At 57.6% G+C, this 4,768-nt stretch carries 5 protein-coding genes; 1 reads left to right on the top strand and 4 read right to left on the bottom strand.

Going from position 1 to position 4,768, the window contains the following annotated elements:
• Positions 1 to 331: 331 nt before the first annotated feature.
• From ABSE61_RS35940 to ABSE61_RS35925, 4 genes are all read right to left on the bottom strand, one after another.
• Entirely contained in the window at positions 332 to 781 is a 450-nt protein-coding gene (locus ABSE61_RS35940; protein ID WP_423875907.1) for a hypothetical protein, read from the bottom strand.
• A 175-nt stretch (positions 782 to 956) separates the two neighbouring features.
• Positions 957 to 1,562, bottom strand: coding sequence for a hypothetical protein (locus tag ABSE61_RS35935; protein WP_423875906.1), 606 nt, complete (start codon positions 1,560 to 1,562; stop codon positions 957 to 959).
• The gene (locus ABSE61_RS35930; protein ID WP_423875905.1) at positions 1,540 to 3,534 is read right to left on the bottom strand and encodes a glycoside hydrolase family 3 protein; all 1,995 of its coding nucleotides are present in this window, start codon (positions 3,532 to 3,534) and stop codon (positions 1,540 to 1,542) included. The genes ABSE61_RS35935 and ABSE61_RS35930 overlap by 23 nt, the downstream gene beginning before the upstream one ends.
• A 7-nt stretch (positions 3,535 to 3,541) precedes the next feature.
• Positions 3,542 to 4,252 carry an IPT/TIG domain-containing protein gene (locus tag ABSE61_RS35925; protein WP_423875908.1) on the bottom strand — a complete coding sequence of 237 codons (711 nt, stop codon included), beginning with the start codon at positions 4,250 to 4,252 and terminating at the stop codon, positions 3,542 to 3,544.
• Positions 4,253 to 4,514: 262 nt separating this feature from the next.
• Here ABSE61_RS35925 and ABSE61_RS35920 point away from each other — a divergent pair.
• Positions 4,515 to 4,768 (top strand): helix-turn-helix domain-containing protein (locus ABSE61_RS35920; RefSeq protein WP_423875904.1); only part of this gene is annotated, 254 nt, incomplete at its 3' end.

Here is a 4,768-nt window from a genome sequence, read left to right as displayed (position 1 = left end):
ATGAGGAAAAGCGCTGCCAGGATTGCCATTCCAGCAGAGGGCAGAGCTTGATGCCATTCCAGAGCGGACATCAGCCGTGGAGTGTAGGAGGCGGACGGTTCGATCACCCCGTTCGGCGCGGCTGCGACGGTTGCGAGCGGCGCAGATCCGGCGACTCGAATCTGAGGGGCATTACAGCGCGGACAGAACGGAGTGCCGTCCTCGACGCTCGCGCCACATTTATAGCAAGGATGTTCCACCGAGTTTCAAGGTACAGCAGAGGCTTACGCTTCGCAAGAAACAGCAACGCGGGCGGGCGGAGACGCCCGTCGCTCCTTTGATTATCGAACCCTTAGATGTCGCCTTGTTTGCCGCGCGTGTGCACGTAGACCAGGACGAAGGTGGAACCGTTGCCTTTCGGGGACGATTCGACGGAAACCAGATGCTGATGGTCCTGTGTTCCGACTTTCAGTTCGACGACGTTGCCGGTGTTGTCGCCCTCACACTTGACCTCTTTGGACCCGTTGGAGTTGTCCTTGCCGGCATTCACGTGAACATCTCCGCCGTGCTCGCTGGTGTGGCACTCGAGAACCTTGCCGTATTTCTTTAGCTTATCCCGATAGTAAGCGATGACCTTGCCGGGTGAATCGTCGGAATCGTAGTTGACGACTACCAGCTTCATCCCGAATGCCGCCGTGAAAATTCCGATGTTAGCGCTATTCTTGCTGTCATCGTCATGCTTCAGGCGCGCACCGGGATAGACGGGTAATCCGGTGTCGCGAACGTCGGCGTCATTGCCCACGTGCAGATCGCCGGCTGAGCTGCGGATGTCGAGATGCTTGTCTTCGTTCCCGTTGTCTTGTTGAGCTCTGGCGCTCGACGGAGAAAAAGTCAAAAACGCGGCGAATGCGGCTGCTGGAGCCAGTCGGCAGAAAACGGTTTGGAAACGTGTTGCGGATCGAGACATTACTTCCCTCCTAGATATCGCCTTGCTTGCCGCGGAGTCGGACCCAGACGATGGCGAAGTCGGAGCCTTTGCCTTCGGGATCGATGGAAACGATGTGCTGGTTGTCATCGGTTCCGGCTTTGAGTTCGATCGTTTTGCCGTTGTCGTCAGAATCGCACTTGAGATTACCTCCAACGACGTAACCCTTTTGGCCACCAATCACGGGGACATCGTCGTCGACTTTGAAACGTCTGCCGTGGCATTGCAGCACATTGCCGTATCTTTTCAGTTGGTCCTGGTAGTAAGCGATGATTTTGGCGGGTGGATCGTCCGACTCGTACTCGAGGGCGACAACTTTCAAGCCGTAGCCGAACGCAGACAGGTTGACGTTGGCACTCTTCGAGTCGCCATCGGTGGATTTCGGCTTCGGGCGGGCGCCGGGATAGACAGGCAGACCGGCGTCGCGGGCGTCCGCATTTTCGTCAACGTGGATTCCGCCCACCGGAGTGTTGATGTCGACTTTACTGTTGCCGTCATCGTCGTGATCCTTCACATTGATGCTGCAGGCAGGCAAGAGCGCGAGCGAGGCCACGATCGCCGAGACCGGAAGCCAGCTAATTACCTTGCGAATACGCATGTCGAGAAACTCCTTGCGAGACTTGCGCGGGACGTTCGATTCCGGCGCCGCGCTGGGCGATGTTCGGGATGCTGACCGGAAGATGTCCGCGGATCGCGATTTCTCCGAACAACGCTTTTATTACGCTGACTTCTGAAACCGTCGCGTTGGAAAACGTACAGAGATAATTTTGTATTGCCGGGTAGTCCTGTGCCAGGTATGGATTTCCCATGGCGAGCACGGCAGTTTTCTCTGCCGCATGATCCAACACCTTCTGCAACAGCGCGCCGCTCGCTTCCGAAAGGCCGACCGAGTTGGTCACAGCGTTTGCACCTTTCATCACTTTGCCAGGCACGGGAACTTCGTACACTGCCGCGATGACGGATTTCGCGTTGTCCACGGCCTTCAACACATCGTCAGCCATCGCACCAGCCACGCGAGGATCGACATAAGTGACATTGGCGTCCGGCACGCGCTCGCGGATCTCTCGTTCCAATCTGCGTCCAGCTTCGGTGCGCATGTCGTCTAAGAAAATTATGACGACGACGGTGTCGCGCACCTCTTCCACCTTCTGATACGGAAGACCGGGCGCGGCGGTTCCCGAAGATTTCAGCGGCAGCAGCTTGCCATTATCGCGGACCAGGGTGATAGAACTGTCTGCGATTTTCTGGCCGAGGGCAAGATTCTCAGGCTTGCCGACCACAGTGGATAGCGCCTCAACATTCACCAGGCGCGTTTTATGAAGATTTAGCGAGGCCTTTGCTTTCAATATTTTGAGCACGGATGCATCGAGCCGGGCAGCGGAGATTTCGCCCGTGCGCACGGCTTCGAGCATGGCGCGATAGGACGCGTCGAGGTCGGCTGGGATGAGCAGTACGTCGTTGCCCGCCTTAAAAGCGTCTACTGCCGCGCGGCCAATATGTGCGGCATAAAGACGAGTGAGGCCAGCCATATCAAGCGCGTCGGTGATGACGATTCCCTTGAACCCGAGCTGGTTTTTGAGTAGTCCGGTCACGATTTGGGGCGAGGTCGTGGCTACGTGGTTGGGATCGGGGTCGAGAGCCGGGATGGAAACATGGGCCACCATTACGGAATCCACCCCAGCTTCGATTGCGCGCTGAAACGGCGGCAGTTCCACGGACTTGAGGCGCGCCATGTCGCCGGTCACTTGCGCCACGCCCAGATGAGAGTCGGTTGCGGTGTCGCCGTGGCCAGGGAAATGTTTAACGGTCGTCATCATTCCGTTGGCTCGCGCTCCGCGAATGTACGCGGTTACCAGGTCGCCGACTTGCTGGGGATCTTCGCCAAACGAACGGGTATTGATGATCGGGTTAGCTGGATTCGAATTCACGTCGGCGTCGGGAAAGAAATTCCAGTGCACGCCGACGGCGCGAGCTTCCTGTGCGGTGATCCGGCCGAAGGCCTCGGCGTACTCCAGATTGCTCGCGGCGCCGAATGCCATGGCGTGCGGAAATTCGGTGGCGCCGTGCAGGCGCATCGTGACTCCGCGCTCGAAATCGGCCGCAATCAGTAGCGGCAGCTTGGAATTCTTCTGCAGTCGATTGAGCAGTTCGGCAGCTTCGTAAGGTTGGCTCCGGTAGAGAAATGGTGGATCCCAGGGTACGGTCATGGTGAGTCCGCCGAGGTGGTATTTGCGGATGTCGTCGCGAAGTTGCAGGTACTCAGGCGCCTCGACGTTCAGAAACTTGGCGCGCACCCAGACCACAAAAAGTTGGCCTACTTTTTCTTCCGTCGAGAGTTTGTGCAGGGTTTGCTCCGCCCATTTCTCACCTGCGCGATCGAGGTGGATGGGGCCGGGTTGCTGATACTTTTCATTAGCAAAGGATGAGCAGACGAGGACAAAGAGCACTGCGAAGATCAACGCAATCTGTCGGCGCATGAGCAGACGATAGCACGCCCAGAGGTTCGACAGTTGCGACCAAAGCATCCTTTGAATAAATTGGCCCGCGCCGATTACGCGGGCCAGAATCAAATAACGATTAGTGCTTTGCCGGGATGGCTGTGATCTTGATCGTTGGTGTTAGGCGCTCCTTTCTGTGGAGCATCCCGTTGGGATAGGAGCACAGTGACCCGTAGACTATGCTGTGAGGGTTGAACAAGTCGTTGTTGTCGACCTCGCACTGCCAAGCCGACAAGTCTCCGGTTGGTGCTGAGCTGTTTACGACAATATAGAATTGGTTCGGTTCCCCCTCAGAACTTCCGCACGCACCGCCGATCAGAACGCCTCCGCTATTACAGCCCCAAACGGCCTGCGCTTCGCTGTTTGGCGGAACGACGTAGAACTGGAGAGACCACTGCGGGTTAAGACCCTGCCCGGGAGGGCCTTGTTGTCCTTGTTCCCCCTGCGGACCTTGTGGACCCTGGGGTCCCTCCGGCCCCTGAGGTCCCGGGGGACCTTGCGCTCCCACGGCGCCAATCGTGGTGTCAAAGTAAGCTGTCAATCCGCCTGCGGTTTTCAGGGCCAGCAAGAATGACCCGGGCGCCTGATTGCTTGCTAAATCGGCGATGACCTGCGTGTTTGAGTAGCTGGTGAGGGTCAACACCGTGCCGTCTAGAGTGACGGTCGGCCGGGCGGAGCCGAAATGCTGGCCGGTGATCGTGATCTCGGTTGTGCTGGCTACGGCTGCCAGGATTTTCGGCGACGACGTGGTTGGGGGAGCGTCTTGAGTCCTGGCGATGGTTGCACCCATCAGCACGAGCACAATGGCTAGCAGCGGCCAAGAGCGCTGGGCCCCTGCGTTTCTTGCGTTAAGAGTTTGAGTTTGTGTCATTGGTGATCTCCTGTCGGTATGTATGCCGCGCGCCCTTTGGCGTTTGGCAGTATCTCTTTCACTCTCTAAAGCGTCAAAAGAATCGAGAGACCCTCACGTCAAGGTTTTCAATTCCAGGGGAGTTAAAAAAAGTGGTAAAGTACCTGCGATGAGAGCTCTATCGCGACGGGTCGAGTTGGCCATGCGGCGTGATCCTCGGCTTTTCGATCCGGTGACCTTTGCGCGCCTTTGCCGCGCGCGCGACTATCTCGGCGCCTGCTATCGTGACCGGATCACGTTGGAAAAGGCTGCCAGCCATGCCTGCCTGTCGCCGTTTCACTTCAATCGCTTGTTCGCACGAGTCTTCGGAGAAACACCGCACGAGCTTGTGACCCGGATTCGTATCGAGGAAGCCAAGAAGCTTCTGCTGGCGGAGAATCACAGCGTCACGGATAT

Source organism: Bradyrhizobium sp. (assembly GCF_049519115.1).
In the GTDB taxonomy this organism is placed as follows: domain Bacteria; phylum Pseudomonadota; class Alphaproteobacteria; order Rhizobiales; family Xanthobacteraceae; genus Bradyrhizobium.
This window is presented reverse-complemented; position numbering and strand designations above follow the sequence as displayed.